This window comes from Pelorhabdus sp. sgz311002 (genome assembly GCF_056134285.1).
Genome location: NZ_JBWBCL010000004.1, coordinates 299,492 through 323,223, shown reverse-complemented (window position 1 = coordinate 323,223; position 23,732 = coordinate 299,492). Strand labels below are relative to the sequence as shown.

The window sequence follows — 23,732 nt, the reverse complement described above, 5'->3', positions numbered from 1 at the left end:
CAAACACCTAGCCGTTTTTCTGGAAATTCGCAATATCAGTGAACTCTTTTTGTAAATTCCAGTAAACGCGCTCATAAATGTCATAGAGTTTCTTATATTGGTTAGCCGCTTCCAAACGCGGCTCATAGGATTTCGTAACCGTTACAAAATCGGCTGTTGCTGATATATCAGGTAAAATCCCTGCTGCCACAAAGCCCAGTACGGCAGCGCCGAAAGCGGCGCCTTCATTCACGCTAGGAACATTGACTTTTTGATTAAAAATATCTGATAAAATTTGCAGCCATAGCGGCGACTTTATGAAGCTACCGCTGACGCGGATATCTTTAGCTGGACCGACCACTTCCGTCAGGGCTTCTAAGATGCTATGCATCCGAAAACAGATTCCCTCTAGCGTCGCTCTAGCAATATGACTTTTTGTATGATTCAACGTAAGTCCAAACAGTGTAGCTCTCACATCGCTATTCCAGTTTGGCGCTCGTTCGCCAGCAAAAAACGGCAACAACAAGAGACCCTCAGCGCCGGCAGGGATTTTCGCAGCTTCCGCTGTCATTAAATCATAGGCATCGACACCCAGTTTTTCTGCAAGCTCAATATCCTTTTGAGCCAGTTGATCCCGTACCCAACGTAAAGCAATCCCGCCATTATTTATAGCGCCGCCTAATACCCATACCTGATCTGTCAAATTGTAGCACCAGGTGCGGCCTTTTGGATCAGTCAATGGTTTTTCATGAAGCATCCGGACAGCGCCGCTCGTTCCGATTGTCGCACTAATTTGGCCCGGCCGAACAGCACCGATTCCTACGTTTACGAGCACGCCGTCACCGGCGCCAATTACAACAGGAATACCACTAGGCAACCCTAGCCGTATAGCCGTTTCTTTGTTCAACTTCTGAGTATACGTCGTAGAAACAACAGGCGGCATATTCGCCTCAGAAACTTTTAAGTAGGCCAAAACTTCTTTATCCCACTCTAGCGCCTGTAGATTATAAAGACCAGAACCACTGGCAATGGATCGATCTACGACCCACTCGCCTGTAAAGATCTTGAAGACATAGTCTTTAATTGAGCCAAAAAAAGCCGCCTCCTGAAACAGGGTCGGCTTTTCCTGACGCAGCCAGGCAATTTTAGTTGCCGGGTACATAGGATGAGTCGGACAGCCTGTACGCCGATATACTTCTAATAAATCAGACCGCGTTTTCTTCCATTCACTCACAATTTTAGAACTGCGGTTATCGGCCCAAGTCATCAACTTGGTAATCGGTCTACCTGTTTTATCGTAAGCTAAAAAACTATGAAAAACAGAACTAAAAGCAATTCCATCAGCTTGACGACCTTGTGCAGCTAAAGTAGCTGCCACACTCCGAATTACATGGGCCGTAGCGCCGACAATTTCATCAGGATCTTGTTCCGCCCACTCGGGATACGGTGTGTACAGAGGATACTGCTTATCAGCCGAACCTAAGCAATTTCCATTCGGCTCATAAGCGACAGCTCTGACGCCGGTTGTTCCAATATCAATTCCCAGCCAAACTGTTGAATTCATTTTTCTCATCCTTTCACACATAACAAAACTAGGTGAAAAAATCCTGACTGCCAGATAAGAAAACTATCTGACAGTCAGAACGGATTACACACCTATGATTTAGCTTGCTTTTTCTTCAACTTGAATCGGTTTAATTTCTTGCAGTACGAAAGCATAGGTCAAGGCGCCCAACAAGCAGCAACCGCCGGAAATGGCCAGAGCCACCATGAAGTTACCTGTCGTAGCAATAATGTAACCTGTAACAATCGGTCCCAAAATGCCGCCGATATTGGAAGCGCAGTTTTGAATACCGCCAAGCACGGAAGTCATATTGCGAGGCGCTACGTCGCCAGGCAACGACCAAAGAGCTGCAGCAGCAAAAGCCAAGCCGCCATAGGATACGCAGAGAAGACCAATCGCTACTACATTGGATTCTACTAGACCAGCAAAAGCAATCGAAGTAGCTAATAACATACCACAGACGAGATTAATTTTTCTGGAACGAGTTAAATTACCAGTTTTCGCATACATATAATCTGTTAAAATACCGCCGCACCACTGTGCCAAAATGCCGCAGAGAGGAGGAAGCATGGCCGCCCAGCCCATCGTCATAAGCTGCATGCCGCGGTCTTTTACCAAATAAGTGGGGAACCAAGTAATAAAGAAATAAATCGCATAATTAAATAAGAAGAAACCTAGACACATAGCCACTACATTACGGTATTTCAAAAGTTCATACCATTTCATGGGCTGCGTTTTATCAATACCTTCTTTTTTCGCTTGTCCCTCACGGATATACTTTAATTCAGCTTGATTTACATATTTGGATTTTTCCGGGTCCTGATAATAAGCCATCCAAGCGACGGCCCACAGTAAGCCTACAGCGCCGCAGACAATAAAGGGAAGCTGCCAGCCATACACTGCAACCATCCAGGCAACGAAAGGCATCGTAAAAGCTGTACCGAATTTACTGCCGCTATCAAAGAGTGCTGTTACACGACCTCTTTCCTTATCAGGAAACCATTTAGCCGTAATCCCAGCATTACAAGGATATACACCGGCTTCGCCCATGCCCATAAATACGCGGGCGCCAATTAATGCACTCACAGATTTCGCTCCAGCCGTAGCTGCTGTTGCTAAAGACCACCAGATAACTGCGATAGGAAGGCAAATTCTCTGACCGATACGGTCAGCCAGCCAACCAGCCGGAATCTGAAAAGCAGCGTAGCTCCAAAAGAAAGCAGACATTATAATACCCATTTCTGTTGTACCGATATGAAGATCTTTCATCATGGTTGGCGCTGCGGCGGACATACAAGTCCGGTCCAGATAATTAATTGCAATTGCCGCCAGCATTAAAACGGCTACGCCATAACGCGCTTTTGTTTTTGGTTCTTGTACTTGTGTACTCAAAATAGCCCCTCCTCAATTCAATAAACCATCATCACGTCTGTTCTTCGCTTTCGTCCCACCTTTCCTCTGAAACAGACAATCAGAAAAATGATATACTTTTTTCTTTTTTTAATATAAAAATGATTGCACTATATCATTTAACTATATTGTAGCGGAACTTATTTATTCACGCAATAATTATTTTTGCAAAATTCTTATCTATTGCACAAAGATATTTTTTTCACAATTTAAAGGAAAAAGAAGCTTAGCATTCGAATTAGATGAACTGTTGTTTTACCGTACGAATTCACTAGTATGATAAAAAATACTGTTTTTATTTTGGAAATTGATTGTAGGAGCGTACTTATGACCGAACCGACCATTCCCACTCCCTGCTTGCCTTTGCTGCGCAGCGGCTATCAAAACTTTACAAAATCAGAACGGAAAATTGCCGACTATATTATTCAATCGCCCCATCAAGTCGTACAGCAAACCATTTCAGAAATTGCGGATGCAACCAAAAGCGCCGAAATCACTGTTTCGCGTTTTTGCCGCAAATTAGGCTATAGCGGTCTGCAGAGCCTCAAAATTGCTTTGGCCAGTGAGATTTTTAGTCCCATGGACTCTGTGGTGCAAGAAGTAAAACAAGGCGACTCTTTCGATTTAATTGCAGCCAAACTCTTTACAACAATCTCTGACAGCTTGCAAGACACCCTAAAATTACTTGATTTTACAGCGCTGCAGCAAGCAGTAGATGTCTTGAGCCAAGCCAGAAAAATTGATGTATACGGTTTCGCCATCTCTGCCATTATAGCCTATGATATTGAAAGTCGCTTCATCCGTTTTGGCAAACCCATAAAAGCCTATTCTGATATACACATGCAAATTACTTCGGCTTCCTTACTAAAACCTACCGATGCTGTAATTGCCGTATCTCATACGGGCTCTAATATTGATATCTTAGAATCTGTGGAAATTGCAAAAAAAAATAAGGCGACCGTCATTGCGATCACCAGTTATCTTCATTCTCCCTTAAGTAAAAAAGCTGATATTGTATTACATGGCATGGGCCAGGAAGTAAAATACCGTTCGGAAGCAATGGCTTCTCGCCTCGTACATTTGGCGATTGCCGATTTGCTCTATGTGGGCATGCTATTAAAAAATCCTGACGAATTTCTGGAAAACATGAATAAATTGCGTCTTTCCATTGCCAAGCGCCGTCTTTAAATAATACCGCATTTTGCGGCTTTCGCTAGCACCTGAGTACGATTCGTCACGTCTAACTTCTTAAAAATGCGTTGCAAATGCATCTCTACACCGACAACAGGAACATCAAGATAGCGTGCAATCTGTTCATCTGACACGCCATGAGCTAATAGACGAATTAAATTTAATTGTTCTTCAGTCAAGGTGTCACTCCCCGGACTATAAAACCAATTTAATTTCACTAAATTCTCCATCTCATCGGCTCCTCCTCGATCATGATCGGTGTATTTTACCATAAGATCTCTTTGTCATAGTATGTCATATAGTTAAGTATTTGTAAATGTATACATGCAAGCCAAATTTTTCCTACTTTTTTTATTTTTCGCCATTGATTCCAAGAATCCTATCCTAAAAGATAGGATTCTTGTCTTATTTTTCAATGGAAACTATTGCCATTGTACAGCGTGACATACAAATGAGCTTTTCCTGCTCGTCATGAATCTGAATGTTCCAAACCATCGTGGAACGGCCTTTATGAATCGGTGTCGCTACAGCTGTTACAATGCCATCACGCTTGCCGCGCAGATGATTCGCATTAATCTCCATACCTACAGCATAATACTTGCTGCGATCAATGGCCTGGCAAGTACCTTCACTAGCAACCGTTTCCGCCAAAGCGACCGAGGCGCCGCCATGAAGCAGTCCATAGGGCTGACAGCTGTTTTGATTTACAGGCATAGTAGCGACTACCCGTTCTGGCGATAACTCCACAAATTCGATTCCCAGCACTTCTAGCATCGAGTTTTTATAATTCGTTTTTTCTACCGTCATGAGAAACAACTCCCTTATCACTACCTATTTTTAAATCTACACCGTAATTGTAACATTTTTTCAGAAACCCTCTTGCAAAAATTTTCATTTATGGTATGATATTCACATGAGTTAATCAATATAAATTATTAATTGATTACTGTTATCAAAATAATGATGTACTACGAGGAGGATTTTTTTAATGAAAAAATTTGTATGTGCAATTTGCGGTTATGTTCATGAAGGCGATTCAGCTCCAGAATCTTGTCCACAGTGTAAGGCGCCTGCTAGCAAATTCATCGAAAAGTCCGAAGGTGCTATGAACTGGGCCGACGAACATCGTATTGGCGTTGCAGCAGGCGTAGATGCTGAAATTCTGGAAGGTCTCAAAATGAACTTTACCGGAGAATGCACCGAAGTAGGTATGTATCTTGCTATGAGCCGTCAAGCTGACCGCGAAGGCTTCCCTGAAATCGCTGAAGCTTACAAACGGATTGCTTTTGAAGAAGCAGAACATGCTGCTAAATTTGCCGAACTGCTTGGCGAAGTTGTTACAACTTCTACTAAGAAAAACCTGGAATTACGCGTAGCTGCTGAATACGGCGCTTGCGAAGGCAAACTGGGTATTGCCAAAAAAGCAAAAGCTCTTGGTCTTGACGCAATTCATGATACAGTTCATGAAATGTGCAAAGATGAAGCGCGCCATGGCGCTGCTTTCAAAGGCTTACTCGAAAGACATTTTGGTAAATAATTTTTATTATAACAAAAAGGCGAGTTTGTTAAAACTCGTCTTTTTTAATGACAAAAAGCTGACTCAGCGGATTTTTCCGTCGAGTCAGCTTTTTGTTTTATTCTTAAGCTCAGATCCGCCACCAACTGTTCACGTCAGCAGCTTAAGATCCAGTTTTTCTAAAGCCGTGCCAAAGCGCCGTACATCCTCGCTTGTTGCCGCTGGTGCCGTCAAAGAATACACCCAGCCAAGCTTCTCCCATTTCTGTCGCCCCAGCTGATGATAGGCAAGAAGTTCAATAGCAGGTAGACGCGGCATAGCGGTAAGCAGCGAAGCAAGCGCCGCAGCATCTTCTTGTGTGTCAGTGACGCCGGGAATCACTACATAGCGGACGACAACAGGAATTGCCGCCGACAAAGCATAGCGTAAATTCGCTGCTACCAAACCAATATCCTGATTCGTCAGCTCAGCATAGCGCCTTGCCGTAGCCCCCTTCAAGCTTAGCTGCAAATAATCGGTTACAGAGAGTACTTCGGCAAATTGAGCCGTTTCACCATAGCCTGATGTATCTAATAGCGTATGAATGTTAGCGCTACGGCAAGAGCGAAAAAGTTCCGCAACAAAAGCAGACTGCAACAGCGGTTCGCCGCCGCTGACTGTAATCGCTCCCTGACCGCCGTAAAAAGCGCGATAGCGTTGTACATCAGCAATGACCTCATCTACGGAAATGCGCTTCGTCCCCTGGCACCATGTATCAGGATTGTGACAAAAACGGCAGCCCAGGGGACAGCCGCTCAAGAAAAGAACGTAGCGAATCCCCGGGCCATCGACAGTACCAAAAGTTTCAATAGAATGGTAGTATCCCTCCATCGCCCCTCCTCCTTCAATAAGCCTTACATGGCTTCATAGAAAGTACGGCTAATGACTTCCCGCTGATGGGCGGGACTTAAGTTGACAAAGTGAACAGCATAACCAGATACGCGGATCGTGAGTTGCGGATATAATTCTGGTTGAGCCATCGCTTTCTCTAACAGACTCCGCTCCAATACATTTACATTGATATGATGTCCTTGCTGGCGGCTGTAGCCGTCAAGCAGTGCTGCAAGGTTGCGAATTTGATTCTCTCGGCCTTTTCCTAGTGATCCCGGCACAGCTGAGAAAGTATACGAAATGCCATCTTGGCAATCATCATAGGAAATATGGGCTACTGAATTCATCGCAGCTAAAGCGCCGCGCTGATCGCGTCCATGCATCGGATTCGCACCTGGAGCAAAAGCTTCTCCTGCTTTGCGGCCATCTGGCGTCGCCCCTGTTTTCTTCCCATACATAACATTGGAGGTAATCGTCAGTACGGAAAGTGTATGCTTCGCATCGCGGTAAGCGGCATGACGCTTTAAATTGCGGGAAAACTCAGCGGTAAGCTCCTTGGCAAAGACGTCAACTCGCTCATCATCATTACCATAGCAAGGAAACTCTTCTATGCTCGCAAACTCGGTAGCAATTCCTTGCTCATTGCGCACCACTTTCACCTTGCCATATTTGATAGCGCTTAAAGAGTCAGCAGCCACAGACAGTCCGGCAACACCAAACGCCATCAGACGATCTACTTTGGTGTCATGCAACGCCAATTGCGACCGTTCATAGGCATATTTATCATGCATGTAATGAATCACATTCATCGTGTTCACATAGAGACCAGCAAGCCATTTCAAAACAACGGAATAATTTTGCCGTACCTGTTCAAAATCAAGCACTTCGCCAGTCATTTCCGGCACAACAGGCCCAACCTGCTCACCCGTTTTTTCATCGCGCCCGCCATTAATCGCTAGCAGCAGCGCCTTAGCTAGGTTTGCTCTAGCACCAAAGAACTGCATCTGTTTGCCCACTTTCATGGCCGATACGCAGCAGGCAATGGCATAATCATCGCCATATTCCACACGCATCACATCATCATTTTCATATTGAATGGCACTTGTATCAATGGAGACTTGCGCGCAAAAATCCTTAAAGCCTTGCGGCAATCCCTCCGACCAAAGTACAGTTAAGTTCGGCTCTGGCGCAGGTCCTAGATTATAGAGAGTGTGAAGAATTCTAAAGGACGTCTTAGTTACAAGCGTCCGTCCGTCAAGTCCCATTCCACCGATCGCTTCTGTTACCCAAAGAGGATCACCAGCAAAAAGCTCGTTGTAATCAGGCGTTCTGAGATGACGAGCTAAACGCAGTTTGATTACAAGCTGATCAATAAGTTCCTGCGCTTCAGCTTCCGTAATAATACCACTAGCGAGATCTCGCGCAAGATAAATATCAAGAAAGGTTGAAACACGACCTAACGACATAGCTGCGCCATTTTGCTCCTTAATCGCAGCAAGGTATCCCAAATAGAGCGCCTGTACAGCTTCTTTTGCCGTTTCAGCGGGACAGCTTATATCAACACCATAGCTTTTCGCCATTTGAGCGATTTCGCCAAGAGCAGCAATTTGTTCAGCAACTTCCTCACGGAGACGAATGACATCTTCGGTCATTGCTTTTTCCGCTAGTTCTACTAAATCTTTTTTCTTTTCAGCAATCAGACGATCCGTACCATAAAGCGCTACGCGGCGATAGTCGCCAATAATCCGACCACGTCCGTAAGCATCAGGCAGTCCTGTAATAATACCAAGACGGCGTACCTGACGCATTTCATCGGTATAGGCGTCAAAAACAGCCGTATTATGGGTTTTCCGATGGTGATGATAAATTTCCGAAATTTTGTCATCCAAGTGATAGCCGTAAGCTTCACAAGCCTGTTCAGCCATGCGAATACCGCCATTTACGATAATGCTTCGTTCTAGCGGTTTTTCCGTCTGGAGGCCCACGATGATCTCAAGATCTTTTTCAATATAGCCAGGTCCATGAGAAGTAATTGTCGAAACTTTTGTGGTATCGACAGACCAAACTCCCTCTCTCTGTCTTTCTTCCTGCAAACGCTGCAGACAAATCTTCCAAAGCTTTTCCGTTCTCGCCGTCGGTCCCGTCAAGAAAGCGCTGTCTCCCTCGTAAGGGCTATAGTTTAACTGAATAAAGTTTCTTACATCAATTTCCTGTTCCCACTTACCGCTTTGAAATTTCTTAGCATTTTTCACCATATTACTAGTACCCCCTTTTTATAATTGCCTATCGTAACGATAAAAAGACCGCCCGAACAAGACGATCTTGCCCAGGCGGTCGGCATAGTCAAAAACACAGTTCCTGTGGTAATCTCCACTTCCGCCAGTCCTGCATCTTTTTAAATTCTGTTGACAAGCTCATTATATGAGAGGAAAAGAACTTCGTCAAGATAAAAAATATGGAAAAAGAAAAATTATTAAAATCAATATTTTTGTTTCAAAACGATCATTAACTGTTCTATTATAGAACAGTTTGTTTTGCCAGTTTTCAGACAAGTCCGCTAAATCTCACCACTTCCAAATTGGCATTATTCTTGCATTTTAAGTATACTGACTGAAACGTAAAAAATATAAAAATTTAGTAAAAGTAAAGTGAGGGATTTTTGTGCAAACATTAAATCAACAGCTTCTTTCGAGTTCTTTTTCTTTCCCAGAAGATATTTCTCGCCAAACATTTCCGGAAAATCTACCGGAAAAAGTACTGCAGTTTGGCGAAGGAAACTTTCTGCGGGCTTTCGTTGACTGGATGTTCCACCAGATTATCAAAGAAGGAAAATTCGCTGGCCGTATCGTTGTAGTACAGCCAATCGCCGAAGGTCTTGTGGACCGTCTGAACGAACAAGATGGGCTGTATACCCTCTTGTTACGTGGCTTAGAAAACGGAAAAGTAACGGAGAAAAAAGAAATTATGCAGGCAATTAGCCGCGGCATTAATCCTTATACGAACTGGGCTGAATATTTAAAATGCGCGGAAAATCCCGATATGGAATATATCATTTCGAATACAACAGAAGCCGGTATCGCTTTTGACGGAAACGACAAAGCCGATATGACGCCTCCCAACTCTTACCCTGGCAAGCTAACGGCTTTCTTGTATCATCGCTATCAGCATTTTAATGGCGACGCCGCCAAAGGCATGGTTATTATTCCTTGTGAACTGATTGAACGAAACGGCGATAAATTGAAAGAAACGATTTTGCAATTCGCCGATCTCTGGCAGCTGCCGAAAGAATTTAAAAACTGGATTCACGAGCACAACTCCTTCCACAATTCCTTAGTTGACCGTGTTGTAACAGGCTATCCTCGCGATGAAGCCACTGCTTTGGAAGAAAAATTCGGCTACAAAGATAACTTAATTGATACAGGCGAACTATTTCATCTGTGGGTTATTGAAGGTTCCCAAGAACTGGCGAAACGCCTACCCTTTACGGAAGTAGGTTTAAATGTAGTTTGGACCGATGATATGACGCCTTACCGGACAAGAAAAGTACGCATTTTAAACGGCGCTCATACCGCCTCGATCCCTGCCGCTTTCCTCTATGGTTTAGATACCGTCGGCGAAATGATGGATCATGAAGTACTCGGCAAATATGTAAGATCTATCGTCTCTGACGAAATCATCCCCTCGATCGATCTTGATAAAGGAATGCTTACGGAGTTCGCCGATTCGGTTATGGAACGCTTCCAAAATCCCTTTATTAAACATTATCTGCTCAGCATCTTATTAAATTCCTCCTCGAAATTCAAATCCCGCGTACTTCCATCCATCTTAGAATATAACAAACTGAATCACAAACTACCTGATATGCTGACCTTCTCCTTTGCCGCTCTGATCGCCGTATATAAAGAGGGTCACATCGAAGGATCTTCCATGAAAGCAGCTCGCGCTAAAGGCGAATTCGAAATGAAAGATGACCTGCCTGCGCTAGAATTCTTTGCCGCCACCTGGAAAGATTATGACAACAGCGAAGCAGGCGCCAAGAAGGTCGCTGCCGCCGTTCTCGCGAATCAATCCTTATGGGGACAGGATCTAAATACAGTACCGCAGCTCACTGATAAATTAGCTGGCTACCTGTACCAAATCACAAATGAAGGCATGCAAAAAACAGTTGCCGCCTTAGTAGGAGGAAAATAATGGCTGTTTTGAAGATTCATGATCACGACAATGTCGCCGTTGCTTTAGCTGATATTACTAAAGGATCGACCTTATCTGTCGGCAATGAAACCCTCACAGCGCAGGAAGATATCGCCAAAGGCCACAAGATCGCCTTAACATCGCTACAAACGGGCGATCATGTGATCAAATACGGCTTTCCTATTGGCCACGCCACCAAACCGGTGGCCGCTGGCGAATGGCTTCACACGCATAATGTAAAGACAAACCTAGGCGAACTGCTGGAGTATTCCTATGAACCCAAACCAGCGGCTCCCCTGCCTAGCGTAAGCAAAAAAACCTTTCAAGGCTATCGTCGCGCCGACGGTCGCGTGGGCATCCGCAATGAAATCTGGATTATCCCCACAGTGAGCTGTGTCAATCGCGCCGCTCAACTTCTCGCTCGCTACGGTCAAGAAAAATGCCAAAACTTTAAAAATATTGACGGCGTTCATGAGTTCACTCATCCTCATGGCTGTTCTCAGCTTGGCAGCGATCATGAAACGACGCAGCGAATTCTGGCTGATTTCGTAAACCACCCTAATGCTGGCGGCGTTCTCGTGCTTGGCTTGGGCTGTGAAAACAATAATATTCCTGAATTTCAAAAAGTAATCGGTGATTATGATCCTGACAGAGTAAAATTCATCATCGCTCAGGAAGTCGAAGATGAACTGGCTTCCGGCGAAGCGCTTATTGACAAACTACTAGAATATGCCGCCAAAAACGAGCGGGTAACCTGTGATGCTTCGGAACTCGTAGTCGGCTTAAAATGCGGCGGTTCTGACGGCTTCTCTGGCATTACGGCAAACCCGCTTGTCGGCTCTTTATCAGACTCCTTAATTGCCGCAGGCGGCAGTACGGTCCTGACGGAAGTTCCTGAAATGTTCGGCGCCGAAACGATTTTGATGAATCGCGCTAAAACCAAAGAAATTTTCGAAAAAACCGTACATTTAATCAATGACTTTAAAGAATATTTTCAGGCCTACAATCAACCGATTTATGAAAATCCGTCACCAGGAAACAAAAAGGGCGGCATCTCTACCCTAGAAGAAAAATCGCTTGGCTGTACACAAAAAGGCGGTCGGGCCACTGTCGTTGATGTCCTGAAATATGGCGACCAAGTGAAAGAAAAAGGACTAAGCCTCTTAAACGGTCCTGGTAATGACGCTGTCGCTTCCACAGTTCTCGCCGCTGCCGGCTGCCATATTATCCTGTTCACAACAGGACGCGGCACCCCCCTTGGCACAACAGTACCGACAATGAAAATCGCCACAAATAGTCCCCTGTTCACCTATAAAGCCAACTGGATGGACTTCAATGCCGGCAAACTGCTCGAAGGTCACACGCTGCCAGAAGTAACAGAAGAGCTATTTGACGAAATATTAGCCGTCGCTTCCGGCAAGCAGACCAAAAACGAAACGATGGGCTTTCGCGAGATTGCCATCTTCAAAAACGGCGTAACCTTATAATCGTTATCGTATAATCGTTAGTGAAAGCATTAGATAAAAATCAGCTAATACTTTGCATAAACAAAATTCAAATTTAAAGGAGCAATCACATGAAAGCAGTCTATTTAGCAGAACCAAAAAACATTAAAATCGCTACAGTGGAAAAACCAGAACGCAAAGAAGGCCAGATTCTCATAAAAGTAAAAAGCTTCGGCATCTGCGGCTCTGATATTGGCGCCTACCTCGGCGTAAATCCGCTCGTTTCTTATCCTCGCATCATCGGCCATGAAGTAGCTGGTGAAGTCGTGGAAGTTGGCCCGGAAGAAAAAGATTTTGCCATTGGCGATCACGTCGTCTTAGAACCTTATGTATACTGCGGCAAATGCTATCCTTGTCAAAACAAACGGACGAACTGCTGCGAAAATTTAACGGTTCTTGGCGTTCACATCGATGGCGCTATGTCGGAATATTTCTCTCACCCACGTCACCTGGTTCATAAAGTCCCGCAAAACATCTCCTGGGATCTCCTTGCCATGGTGGAACCTCTGACAATTTCCATGCATGCCGTACACCGCTCTCGCGTTGTCAAAGGCGAACATGTAGCAATTATCGGCAGCGGCCCGATTGGCCTGTTAGCCGCACAATACGCTTTGAGTCTTGGCGCAATTCCTATCGTAATTGACCCGGTAGAAGAACGCCTTGAATTCGCCAAAGGTCTTGGCGTAGTCCATGTAATTAACCCGGTCACAACGGATGCGGTAGCCAAAATTAAAGAGATCACCCATGATCGCATGGCTGAAGCAGTTATTGAAGCCTCAGGCAATGATATGGCCATCCGCAGCACCTTAGATTATGTGGCATACTCTGGCCGCATCGCTTTTGTAGGTTGGCCGAAAAAAGAAATTTCCCTGCCAACAGCACTCTTTACGAAAAAAGAACTCGATCTCGTTGGTTCCAGAAACAGCTATCAAGAATTCCCGGAAAGCATCCGCCTCATTGCCGAAGGCAAGGTCGATGTAAAAGCCCTGATTACCAAAACAATTACTTTCGAAGAACTTCCAACGCTTGTTGATGATATTTCCGTTCATCCTGGCAATTACTTGAAAGTAGTCGCCTTAAGCGATTAATAAGTTCACCATAACTGTTTACTAATATGATCAGAACCTCCAGGCGCGGCTTACGGCTACGCTTGGAGGTTTTTTCTTGAACGCTTTTTTGATAAAATAAGAGCAAGAAGATTACAGGAGATTTGCTATGGATTATAAACTTTGTATCATTGCCCCTTTTGCCGCCATGGCCCAGCTCGCCGAAGAAGTCATCCGAGAACATAAACAAGAATGGAACAGTACGATCCAAATCAGCCTCGGCGACTCTCTGGCCGGTGTCAGTCAAGCTCGCTTAGCCTTAGAACAGGGCGCAGAAGTCTTTATCAGTCGAGGCGGAACCGCTTTAGCGATCTCAGAACAAATCCCTACAATCCCCCTTGTTCAAATCCCCGTTACGGCTTTCGATATTCTCCGCGCCATTAAACAATCAGGCATCAGCCCTGACAAACTCGGCGTCACCGGCTTTCGCAACATTATTTATGAATGCGAAATGCTTGCTGATATTCTTGATTTTTCCGTACCGACAATCCCCCTGGATAATCGGGAAGAAACAGCGGCAAAAATCGCTTTAGCGGCCACGCAAGGTATTCTCGGTATCGTTGGCGATACGAACTCTGTCCTCTTGGCTAAAGAACTTGGTCTTGGCGGCAGCGTCATCGAATCAGGCAAAGACGCCATCTATAAAGCAATCAAAGAGGCCGAACGCGTCGCTGAGGTGCGCCGGCAGGAACAAGAACAGACCGAACTGCTTCGAACGATTGTGAACTCTTCTACTGATGGTATTGTCGCTGTAGATCGTACAGGCCGCATAACTTTTTTCAATCCAGCTGCCTGCACCATTTTTCATACGACACAGGCCAAAGCCATCGGTCAAATTGTCGATGCCGTAATCCCAAATACCAGACTGCCGCTTATTCTCGCTAGCGGCGCCGCCGAAACAGGTGAAATTCAACATATCGGGCAAAAAATTTTAGCAACGAAACGCATTCCCATCAAAGTTCACCATAAGATTGTTGGCGCCATCGCCACTTTTCAGGATGTAACGAAGTTGCAGCATTTTGAACAATCGATTCGGCAAAAGCTGCACGCGAAAGGGCTCGTAGCAAAAGTTGACTTGTCGCAAATCATTGGCCAATCGAGTACGATAGCTGAAGTGAAACGACAAGTACGTCGCTACGCGCCATCGAGTTCAACCGTACTCATTACCGGCGAATCGGGCACAGGCAAGGAAATGTTCGCCCAGAGCCTCCACAAGCTTAGCTCTCGCGATAAAAAGCCCTTTGTAGCCATTAACTGCGCCGCTCTGCCGGAAACACTCCTAGAAAGCGAACTTATGGGCTACGAGGAAGGCGCGTTTACTGGCGCCAAAAAAGGCGGCAAAACAGGTCTGTTTGAATTAGCCCATGGTGGAACGCTCTTTCTCGATGAAATTGGTGAACTCCCCCTTTCCTTACAAGCAAGACTCCTTAGAGTCTTACAGGAAAAAGAAGTCATGCGCCTTGGCGGTCATGCCGTAATCCCTGTCGACATCCGCGTCATTGCCGCAACAAACCAAAACCTGCGTGAACTAGTCGGTGAAAAAAAATTCCGCGCCGATCTTTACTATCGCCTCAATATCTTAAAGCTCTATTTACCGCCGCTGCGTTGTCGTCAAGAAGATATTCCGCTGCTCGTAGATCATTTCCTTAGCAAGCTCTGTTTCTCTATTTCTCGCCCTAAAAGTCTTAGTAAAGAAGCGCTTGCTTTATTGCAATCTCACCCTTGGCCAGGCAATATTCGCGAACTTGCCAATATCCTCGAAAGAGCTGTTCTCCTCGCCGACTCTGATGAGATTACGGCAAAAGAAATTCGTCAAACCCTTGATACAGATCTGGAAATCTCACCATTTCAGCCAAAATCAATTGACTCCAGCGGTGGTGAACTTGACAGAGCCGAGCGTGAAATCATCGAACAGATTCTCCTCGAAGAAAATTTCAACTACACCCGGGCTGCCAAACGATTGGGAATTAGCCGTTCTACCCTTTGGCGCAAAATGCAAAAGTAGCTTTTTTTATCACTTTGAGATTTTTTTTCTTACACCTTATAAAAAAAGTACTTGCCTTTATACCAAAAATGTACTACAGTTATTATCAAGAACATACAAAGAGATTTGTATTGTACTTCCCAATTGCATAACGTGAGCGCTCAACGACGACGCTTTTAGAAATAATTTTTTTATTTCTAAAAGCGTTTTTTTGCAACTTGCGGGAGAGACCGAGTCCACGAGGTCTTCTAGTAGCTTTTATTCGCAGCTTGATTTTCATTTGAATGGGGAGGTTTTACGAAGTGAATAAGTATGTAAAATGGGGCTGTACCTTAATGACAGCCGTCATGACAGCAGGTCTCGTCGCTGGTTGCGGTGGCGGCGGCGCTGCCGATTCTAAAACAGTAAAATTAGGTATTGTATATGAATTAACTGGCAATACAGCCGCCTATGGTGCAGCCGCACTAAATGGTGCAAAATTAGCCGTAAAAGAAATTAATGCTAATGGCGGCGTACTAGGAAAACAAATTGAAGCCGTTGTTGCTGATAACAAAGGCGAACCTTCCGAATCAGCTAATGCTATGACGAAAGTCATCACGCAGGATAAAGTAATTGCCGTAACTGGTTTTACCACAAGTTCCAACGGAATTGCCGCTTCTGCCGTAGCCGAAGCAAACAAAATTCCGTTCATGACAGCCAATTGCACAAACCCGAAAGTTACCGTTGATGAAAAAACTGGTAAAGTAAAAGACTACACCTTCCGCGTTTCGTTTATTGATCCTTTCCAAGGCACAGTTGGTGCAAACTTCGCACTTAATACTTTAAAAGCTAAAAAAGTTGCTACGCTGATTGATAATAGCAGCGACTACAGTAAAGGTCTTGCTCAGTTCTTCAAAGAAGCCTTCACAAAAGGCGGCGGAGAAGTCATTGATGAACAAGCTTATCTGCAAAAAGACCAGGATTTCAAAACTATCTTGACCAAAATCAAAGCAGAAAATCCTGATTTGATTTATGTTCCTGGCTACTATGATGAAGTCGGCAAGATCATTAAACAAGCAAGAGAACTTGGCATTACCGCTCCTTTCCTCGGTGGTGACGGCTGGGATTCGGCTAAACTGGTTGAAATTGCTGGTGCGCCAAATCTAAACAACACCTTCTTCACCACTCATTATTCCGCTGAAGACTCCAGTGCAAAATCCAAAGCTTTCGTTGAAGCGTACAAAAAAGAATACAATACGATGCCTGAAGCCAACGCCGTTCTCGCTTATGATGCGGTTTACGCAATGGTTGATGCCATCAAACGGGCCAATAGCCTTGAACCAACTAAAATCAAAGACGCTCTGGCTGCTACCAAAGACTTTGAAGGCGTAACAGGCAAAATCAGCCTCAATGATAAACATGACGCTGTAAAACATGCTGTTATTGTTGAATTCAAAGATGGTAAACAAACCTTTAAACAAAACGTTGAACCTTAAAGATTCATAAAAGTATACGACAAAACAGTATAAAAGCGGCTGTGGCTAACTTGATTTCAAGTTCCGCCACAGCCGCTTTTTATATAAATCTTTTTCAATAGTTCTTAGAAACACACAGTATATTCTCTTATTACACTAGACTTTATTCAACGCCCCTGCTTTTGACGCAGCTTCGCCATAAAGCGTTCTATACGCCGCAGTCCTTCGCGAATATTCTCTTCTGATGTAGCGTAAGAAATGCGGGCAAAACCCTCGCCAGCTTCGCCAAAACCAGTACCTGGCACGATCACCACGCCTTCCTCCAGCATTAAACGGCGAGTAAACTCATCAGAACGCAGCCCGCTTGCTGTAAGATTAATAAAGGCATAGAAGGCGCCTTTCGGCATACGGCAGGAAAGCCCTTCAATCGCATTAATCCCTGTGACAATCAGCTCACGCCGCTCGGCATATTTTTGAATCATCTTTTCTAGTGAATCCTGCGGCCCTTCCAAAGCCTCGATCGCGCCGTATTGGGCTGGTGTATTTACGCAAGAACAAACATGCTCCTGTAAATTGCTCATATAAGCAACAAACTCAGCCGGCGCCGCCACATAACCGACTCGCCAGCCTGTCATGGCATAACTTTTGGAAAAGCTGTCCACAATGAGCGTTCGCTCCTTCATTCCCGGAAAAGAACTAATACTGAAAAATGCGGCGCCATCATAAGTAAAATAGCGGTATACCTCATCAGAAATGACAAACAGATCGTGTTCTACAGCCAGTTTAGCAATCCCGGCCAAATCGTCGTATGTTGCCACACTTCCCGTCGGATTCGCTGGTGAATTTAACAGGATAGCCTTTGTCTTTGGCGTAATCGCCGCCCGTAATTGCGTTAAATTATAGACAAAACCGTCTTCTTCTAAGACTGGCACAAAAACAGGTACAGCACCGCACATCTTTACTTGTCCGGGATGATTCGGCCAGCAAGGATCCGTAACAATTACCTCATCACCAGGATCTAGTATGACCATCATTGCTAAAATAAGCGCTTCCACGCCGCCAGTCGTCACAATGATTTCGCTAGCCGGATCGTAGTCGACATGATCATCGCGGCGCAGCCGTTTCGCAATGGCTTCTCTTAGCGCCACAATACCAGAATTAGCCGTATAATGTGTCTCGCCCACAGCTAGCGCTTGATTCGCTGCTGCAATAATATTGTCCGGTGTCGTAAAATCCGGCTCACCTAAGGCAAAGCTGACTACATCGTCTAACTTCGCCGCTTCATCAAACATCTTTCTCACTTTAGAAAATTCTACTCGCTGGGCGAGCTTAGACAACTTTGCCACAATGGTTCCCCCTCAAAAATCCCTTTGTTTTATGATAGTAAAGTATTAACTTACAAATACCAAATTCCACTTTTTGGCGTTTTTCTCCTGTCTTTTTTAGAAAAAAAGAGGACAAATCTCTGTTATACAAAGATTTGTCCTCTTTTGCTATATCTATGTTTTTTACCATAACACTTCCCTGTTAAACTTCTCTTCCCAGGAGTCTTTTTTATGGTTGAAAGTACGAATAGTAATTCGATCTTTTGCCAAAAACAACGAATTCGTCCAAATTTCCTCACGATCAAGATCGGCATTATGAAGATTCAATAGACGACCTCCATAATAATTGACCGGATGAGCGTAGCTCGGATTCGTTGCTGGCGTATGAGTATGACCAGATACCCATAATACGATCTGCCTGTTTGCTTGAAGTAAAGCAGCAATCTCTTGCTCGGGCTGAGCAATAAAATCAGCTGAATTGACTTGTTTATTATAAGAGAGCAGCGTTCCGGCCAGCGGCGCATGAAAGAACACAATCGTCGGTTTCTCCTTGTGCAGCGCCAAATCATTTCTTAGCCATGTAAGCTGCTCTTGACTGATTTGTGCCAAATGATGCGTCGTTAAAGAATCAGGCGATAAATAAACTAAGTGGTAGCAACCGATATTTCGACTATAGTACAGGTTAGGCAAAGAAAAAGCCTGCTGAAATTTCTGCAGTTTAGCCTGCCGTAATGCCATATCGCTCTTCACAAATTTTCTCTTAGTAGAAAAAGCATCCTGATAAATGTAGTCATGATTGCCGTTAATAAAATAGATCGGTTGGGGAAATTGCATAAAAAATTCTTTCGCCCATTCCCGCTCTATATCATTGCCAAATTGAGCCGCCACATCACCCAGAACGGCAATTTCATCAACCTTGCTCCAACTGCTTACCGTCGCTGCTAAAGAGATTTTTGCCGCAATAATTCGTTGTTGCTTCTGTTCGTCAGGCACTTCCCGCTCCCGTACCGATAAATGCGGATCGCCTAAGAGCAAAATATGATAAGGCTCATTCCGGGCAAAGGCGCTATAGACAGGGCGATAATCAAAATTCAAGGCCAACATAGTACCATATACTAGGCTTTTCTTTAAAAACTGTCGCCGCGTAAATTTCATAGCCTATCCACTCCTGCTATAAATTTGACGGTTTTTCTAAATAGACCTGATTAATCGTTTTATCATATTCAATGAGCTCAGCATAACGCCCTAGGCTAATATAAAGCTTCATTTGCGCTTTGGCTTCTTCCTCACCAAATGAGCGAGTCAATAGATCTTCGAAAAATTCTATGTCCATATGCTGATTGGACTTAGATTGCAAAATATTAATCATTTGATTGAAAAACGGTACGTATTTTAGCAGGCTATCACGAAAGAGCTCTTTTCTTGCCAATACAGAAGCCTTAGCAAACTGAATGCCCTCATGGGTTAGTTCAATATCGCCTTCCACAACCTTGGCAAACCCCAGCAGCGAAGCCAATTCAATGATTGGAAAAAAGTCTTCAATATCCATGACAAACCGATCCGCCAACTTATAAAGATCAGTCCGTTCATTCAAATCTTCTAAGAGTTCAAGAAAGCCAGTTAAAGCGCCCGCTGACGCATGGGGCAAAAGACTTATTTTACGACTTACAATGGCTGCCGGTTCTTCCGGTACTTCAACTGCCTTCACTTCACGCCGCGTCATAAGCGAATAAATACGGTCAACTAGAGCAATAAAGTTTGGCGCCTTCTTATCACGCCAACGCGGAATATCAATTTTTATATCTTCCACAATTTTAGCTGGCCCACTACACAAAATGATGGCTCGATCCGCCATATACACGGCTTCTTCAATACCATGCGTCACAAGAATAATGGATTTTGTCGGAATCTTACGATCAAGCCACAATTCCAAAAGGTCGCGGCGCAGATTCTCTGCCGTCAAAACATCAAGGGCCGAAAAGGGTTCGTCCATTAGCAATACATCAGGATCACTCACTAAAGCCCGGCCAATTCCTACACGTTGGCGCATACCGCCGGAAAGCTCCTTGGGATAGGCCGTTTCAAAACCATCAAGCCCGATAATATCAATAACTTTCAAGGCTTTTTCTTTTTTCTCGTCTTCTGATAGCGCCTTACCTTCCAGCCCTAGCATGGTATTTTCCAAAACAGTCAACCAGGGAAAGAGAGCAAAAGACTGAAAAACCATAGCTATACCAGGATTGACCCCTTTAATCCGGTTGCCAAGATACGTAATTTTCCCCTGCGATGCCGGAACAAGACCAGCAATAATTCGAAGAAGTGTAGACTTACCCGAGCCGGACGGGCCCAGAATGGCTAAAAATTCCTCTTCATGAACTTCTAAGTTAATATCTTCAAGAATCGTCGTTGCTTCCTGTTGCTTTGATTCAAACTTCTTATAAATATTTTTTACTTCAATGAGAGCTTTCATGATTGCACGCTCCTAGTCGAGACGATATTTGGTTTCCGCCATATTATAGAGTCGCCGCCATACCAGACGGTTAACGATAGTCACCAAGAGACACATAACAGCGATGCCCCAAAGGATTCCGCCCCAATCGCCTTTATCGGTAACTTCGCTGATATAAGCGCCAAGCCCAGTAGCTGCCAAAGTCGTGTCATGCCAATTGACGATTTCTGAAACAATACTAGCATTCCAAGCGCCACCTGACGCATTAATAATTCCCGTAATTAAATAGGGAAAAATGCAAGGAATAATCAAAGTCCGCCATTTTCGCCAGCCATTCAGCTTGAACACGGAGCCTGCTTCCAGCAAATCATTCGGTATCGCCATCGCGCCAGCTATTACATTAAATAAAATATACCACTGTGTTCCTAGCATCATGAGAGCAATGGAACCCCATTCAAAATCAATGTGATAGCGCAAAAAGAAAACAGTAATGAAGGGAAACAACATGTTCGCTGGAAAAGATGAGGCAATTTGTACGATCGGTTGGAAAACTTTAGCCACCTTAGGGTTTAAGCCAATCCATACCCCGACAGGAACAGTCCACAAAACTCCCAGCAGTACCGCAATAAGGACACGACCCAGCGTAAATAGTCCCAGTTTTACAATTTCTAAAAGTTCACCTTGGTCAAAGGCAGCGGCAATTGTAATAACTTCTTGAATCGGACTGTAAAGCCAGAATAAAAACAAGAGAGCCAAAACGCTCTTTATGACTTTGCTAAAAGCGCTCCCTTGACCCCAGCCCCCCATATACCGTGATGAATCTTCCGACAAATCGGCCACTTTATTCATGGTTCGATGAAAGAAATGCCCGATAGGTCGCAAGAGATATTTTACCAAAAACGCTACAACAAAAGAACGGTATAAAACATCATAAACAAAAGAAGTAGGCGCATCACTTGATTGCGTCATTTCTATTTTAAAACGCTGACTCCAGACAATCAATGGTCGCCAGAAAAGCTGATCTACTAATAAAATCATGAGTACCATTGTAATAATGGAATAAAAAATAGCAGTTACATCACCTGTTTCGATGGCTGTAGCCAAATAAGACCCAACGCCGGGTAAACGAATATTCTGCCCCAGCACGCTAATCGCTTCACTGGCCGCTAAGAAAAACCAGCCGCCGCCAAAGGACATCATACTGTTCCAAACTAAGCCAATCATGGCAAAAGGCACTTCTAACTTGACAAAACGCTGCCACCAATTCAAGTGAAAAATGCGCGATGCCTCTTGTAAATCCTTGGGAATTGTTACAAGCGAATTATAAAAGCTAAAAGTCATATTCCAGGCCTGTCCCGTAAAGATAGCCAAAATCGAAGCTAACTCTACACCGAGAAGACTACCGGGAAATAGCGCAATAAAAGCGGTAATTGTCGCTGATAAAAAACCCAAAACAGGAATCGATTGCAAAATATCTAAGAGGGGAATCAATATCTTTTCAGCCAAACTATTTTTGGCAGCAACATAACCATAAACCAAAGCAAAAATAAGGGATGCGCCAAAAGCAATAAACATCCGCAACAAAGATCGCCCGGCATAGTAAGGCAACATGACTGGATCAAGCGAAATCGTTCCCGCTGTTTCCGGTATAAAGGGAGCATTCATTCCCGCACCGAGACGAATTGTAAAATAAAAAATCATAAAGGTAACTACTAAGACAGCTGCATCAGTCAAACGAAACCGACTTTTCGGTACGTTTACAGAAAAAAACGCCATAGTCTTACCTCCTTTTACGGTATTTTCATTTGGTCATCTTATCATCATTTACAGAAAATAACAAGGTGAAATGCGCTTCTTTTCGCATTCTTCGCCAATTTTTAAACAAAACTTTACGAAGAAAAACGGCCTATTCGCTAAGGGACCGCCTTAGTAATTGAAAAGCTGTCAAGAAGCACTCCGCTTACTGTCATCGCTTGTACCGTCAAATGCGATCCATCTACGTGAATCGTAAGATAATTCGGTTCGTCTACAGGATTATGAAAAAAGGTATTCCATTCCTTAGCAACTGTCGTACGGTACGTTTTTGTGCCACTACGGCCGGAAGCTACAAAAATCGTTCCCTGCTGTGTTTCAGAAACAAATTCACCGCCAACTAGGGGATAGGTCCGAGCATAAACGTGATCATGACCGCTAAACACTACATCCACTTGATATTTTTCAAAGAGCGGAACAAAAGCGCGGCGCAAAGCCTCCGTGCTCTCGCTGCTTTTATTGTTATAAGGCGGCTTATGGAGTACCACAACTTTCCACGGCTGCTTGCTAGCGGCCAAATCTTGTTCCAACCACTGCTTTTCCAATTCAGACATAGCCGGAATCAAGGATCTTTCTTCGCCAAATTGGCTGTCAAGCATGACAAAATGCACATTACTGTAATCAAAAGAATAGACTTGCCCCTTCATTTCCTCCGGACCGTTTTGTGGCAACGACAACTGAGTCGTAAAATAAACAGGCCGGGAAAACCGGCGTTCCACAGTATACATTTCGTGATTGCCTGTTACTGGCATAGCCGGGATACAATCAATAACGCCTTTCGCACCGTCAAACCAAGCGTCCCATTCGCGAATATCCTGACCGGTATCGACAAGATCACCTACATTGATAAAAAAAGCAGCTTGTGGCTGGTGCGCCCATGCTGTTAACAGCGTTTTACGCCAAATACTGTAATCAAAGCTTTGGGAATCGCCAAAGAGCAAAAAAGAAAAAGGTTTTTTTATGGCTGGCGCTGTTGTAAAAGATGAGGTTTCACTCCACTGATCGGAACTTCCAACACGGTATAGATAAGCACAGTCAGGCTTTAAGTTCTGTAACACCGCGCGATGTACGTAGCGGTTATCGACATTATTGGCGAAGAAAACCGTGGAAACGCTTTCCCTTGCCGCCTCTTGCCAACCATCTCCGGCTTTAGCGGCCTCTCGAAACTGCACCGTTGTATCAAACGACTCCGCTTGCGTCTGCCAAGTAATCGTCTGCGTCGTTTCCGGGTGCTCTGACCATGATAAAACAATATGGCGCGGCTGATTCGCAGCACTGGCATGAGCTAAACTAGTCATTGCAACTAGAAAGCATAATAAAATAAGCGCCACCCAACTAACTTGGCAGCCTTTTCTATCGCTATAAGTCATTCCTTC

General features: G+C 44.4%; 18 protein-coding genes and 1 riboswitch. Of the genes, 7 read left to right on the top strand and 11 right to left on the bottom strand.

The features are described from left to right. Positions 1-7: 7 nt before the first annotated feature. Positions 8-1,543: a gluconokinase gene (locus AC0NJP_RS09110; protein ID WP_474699604.1), complete on the bottom strand. Its 1,536-nt coding sequence runs from the start codon at positions 1,541-1,543 to the stop codon at positions 8-10. 99 nt (positions 1,544-1,642) lie between these two features. Next, on the bottom strand, positions 1,643-2,878 hold the full coding sequence (locus AC0NJP_RS09105; protein WP_474039742.1) for an MFS transporter: 1,236 nt from the start codon (positions 2,876-2,878) through the stop codon (positions 1,643-1,645). A gap of 402 nt (positions 2,879-3,280) precedes the next feature. On the opposite strand from AC0NJP_RS09105, the gene AC0NJP_RS09100 reads away from it, so the two are divergent. Continuing rightward, complete coding sequence (locus AC0NJP_RS09100) at positions 3,281-4,141, top strand: MurR/RpiR family transcriptional regulator (RefSeq protein ID WP_474039497.1); 861 nt, start codon at positions 3,281-3,283, stop codon at positions 4,139-4,141. Here AC0NJP_RS09100 and AC0NJP_RS09095 read toward each other — a convergent pair. Both AC0NJP_RS09095 and AC0NJP_RS09090 read right to left on the bottom strand, forming a co-directional pair. After that, a complete protein-coding gene (locus AC0NJP_RS09095) occupies positions 4,138-4,374 on the bottom strand; it encodes a helix-turn-helix transcriptional regulator (RefSeq protein ID WP_474039498.1) in 237 nt (78 codons plus the stop codon). The two genes, AC0NJP_RS09100 and AC0NJP_RS09095, sit on opposite strands and share 4 nt — an antisense overlap. A gap of 175 nt (positions 4,375-4,549) precedes the next feature. Then, the gene (locus AC0NJP_RS09090) at positions 4,550-4,951 is read right to left on the bottom strand and encodes a PaaI family thioesterase (RefSeq protein ID WP_474699603.1); all 402 of its coding nucleotides are present in this window, start codon (positions 4,949-4,951) and stop codon (positions 4,550-4,552) included. 181 nt (positions 4,952-5,132) lie between these two features. On the opposite strand from AC0NJP_RS09090, the gene AC0NJP_RS09085 reads away from it, so the two are divergent. Continuing rightward, positions 5,133-5,681 (top strand): NADH peroxidase, encoded by a 549-nt coding sequence (locus tag AC0NJP_RS09085; protein WP_474039500.1) that lies wholly within the window; start codon positions 5,133-5,135, stop codon positions 5,679-5,681. A gap of 129 nt (positions 5,682-5,810) precedes the next feature. Here the strand turns inward: AC0NJP_RS09085 and pflA are convergent, their stop codons facing one another. Then, a complete protein-coding gene (pflA, locus tag AC0NJP_RS09080; RefSeq protein ID WP_474699602.1) occupies positions 5,811-6,530 on the bottom strand; it encodes a pyruvate formate-lyase-activating protein in 720 nt (239 codons plus the stop codon). Positions 6,531-6,553: 23 nt separating this feature from the next. After that, complete coding sequence (gene pflB, locus AC0NJP_RS09075) at positions 6,554-8,785, bottom strand: formate C-acetyltransferase (RefSeq protein WP_474699601.1); 2,232 nt, start codon at positions 8,783-8,785, stop codon at positions 6,554-6,556. 62 nt (positions 8,786-8,847) lie between these two features. Continuing rightward, a riboswitch (ZMP/ZTP riboswitch) is annotated at positions 8,848-8,927 on the bottom strand. A gap of 264 nt (positions 8,928-9,191) precedes the next feature. On the opposite strand from pflB, the gene AC0NJP_RS09070 reads away from it, so the two are divergent. The 5 genes from AC0NJP_RS09070 (at position 9,192) to AC0NJP_RS09050 (ending at position 16,791) form a co-directional block, all read left to right on the top strand. Beyond that, positions 9,192-10,721 carry a tagaturonate reductase gene (locus tag AC0NJP_RS09070; protein ID WP_474699600.1) on the top strand — a complete coding sequence of 510 codons (1,530 nt, stop codon included), beginning with the start codon at positions 9,192-9,194 and terminating at the stop codon, positions 10,719-10,721. Continuing rightward, the gene (locus tag AC0NJP_RS09065) at positions 10,721-12,208 is read left to right on the top strand and encodes a UxaA family hydrolase (RefSeq protein WP_474699599.1); all 1,488 of its coding nucleotides are present in this window, start codon (positions 10,721-10,723) and stop codon (positions 12,206-12,208) included. Before AC0NJP_RS09070 ends, AC0NJP_RS09065 begins: the two co-directional genes overlap by 1 nt. 89 nt (positions 12,209-12,297) lie before the next feature. Further along, a complete protein-coding gene (locus AC0NJP_RS09060) occupies positions 12,298-13,314 on the top strand; it encodes a zinc-binding alcohol dehydrogenase family protein (protein ID WP_474699598.1) in 1,017 nt (338 codons plus the stop codon). A 127-nt stretch (positions 13,315-13,441) separates the two neighbouring features. Continuing rightward, positions 13,442-15,337, top strand: a complete 1,896-nt coding sequence (locus AC0NJP_RS09055; protein ID WP_474699597.1) for a sigma 54-interacting transcriptional regulator — start codon at positions 13,442-13,444, stop codon at positions 15,335-15,337. 314 nt (positions 15,338-15,651) lie between these two features. Next, positions 15,652-16,791, top strand: coding sequence for an ABC transporter substrate-binding protein (locus AC0NJP_RS09050; protein WP_474699626.1), 1,140 nt, complete (start codon positions 15,652-15,654; stop codon positions 16,789-16,791). A 146-nt stretch (positions 16,792-16,937) separates the two neighbouring features. Here the strand turns inward: AC0NJP_RS09050 and AC0NJP_RS09045 are convergent, their stop codons facing one another. The 5 genes from AC0NJP_RS09045 to AC0NJP_RS09025 all read right to left on the bottom strand — a co-directional run bounded on the left by AC0NJP_RS09045 (position 16,938) and on the right by AC0NJP_RS09025 (position 23,726). Further along, complete coding sequence (locus AC0NJP_RS09045) at positions 16,938-18,116, bottom strand: pyridoxal phosphate-dependent aminotransferase (protein WP_474699596.1); 1,179 nt, start codon at positions 18,114-18,116, stop codon at positions 16,938-16,940. 162 nt (positions 18,117-18,278) lie between these two features. Then, complete coding sequence (locus tag AC0NJP_RS09040; RefSeq protein WP_474699595.1) at positions 18,279-19,250, bottom strand: metallophosphoesterase family protein; 972 nt, start codon at positions 19,248-19,250, stop codon at positions 18,279-18,281. A 16-nt stretch (positions 19,251-19,266) separates the two neighbouring features. Next, positions 19,267-20,565, bottom strand: a complete 1,299-nt coding sequence (locus tag AC0NJP_RS09035) for an ABC transporter ATP-binding protein (RefSeq protein ID WP_474039513.1) — start codon at positions 20,563-20,565, stop codon at positions 19,267-19,269. A 12-nt stretch (positions 20,566-20,577) separates the two neighbouring features. Further along, positions 20,578-22,320: an ABC transporter permease gene (locus AC0NJP_RS09030; RefSeq protein WP_474699594.1), complete on the bottom strand. Its 1,743-nt coding sequence runs from the start codon at positions 22,318-22,320 to the stop codon at positions 20,578-20,580. Positions 22,321-22,457: 137 nt separating this feature from the next. Continuing rightward, positions 22,458-23,726, bottom strand: a complete 1,269-nt coding sequence (locus AC0NJP_RS09025) for a purple acid phosphatase family protein (RefSeq protein ID WP_474699593.1) — start codon at positions 23,724-23,726, stop codon at positions 22,458-22,460. Between the last annotated feature and the right edge of the window lie 6 nt (positions 23,727-23,732).